We start from the raw sequence: 298 nt of genomic DNA on the forward strand, positions 1-298 counted from the left end.
CACCTGGACCGGGTTCGACAACTACGTCCGCATCGCCTCCGACCCGTTCTTCTGGATCGCGCTCCGCAACACGGTGCTCTACACGGTTCTGTACGTGCCGCTCGGTCTCGTCATCGCGATGGCCACCGCGCTGCTGCTCAACCGCAGCGCCCGCAGTGCGCGTGTCTTCCGCACGCTGTTCTACATCCCGGTCGTCTCGTCCACCGTGGCGACCGCGACGATCTGGTACTGGGTGCTCAACCCGCAGCACGGTCTGCTGAACGAGGCGCTGAGCTGGTTCGGCATCAACGGACCAGCC

Annotated in this window: 1 protein-coding gene; it reads left to right on the plus strand. The window is 65.4% G+C overall.

What is annotated here, in order from left to right; genetic code table 11:
* Positions 1-298, plus strand: a 298-nt coding sequence (locus tag BIU99_RS12710; protein WP_139205430.1) for a carbohydrate ABC transporter permease, incomplete at both ends; no start/stop codon positions are given.

The organism is Plantibacter sp. MMLR14_011, assembly GCF_001865025.1.
Lineage (GTDB): Bacteria > Actinomycetota > Actinomycetes > Actinomycetales > Microbacteriaceae > Plantibacter > Plantibacter flavus_A.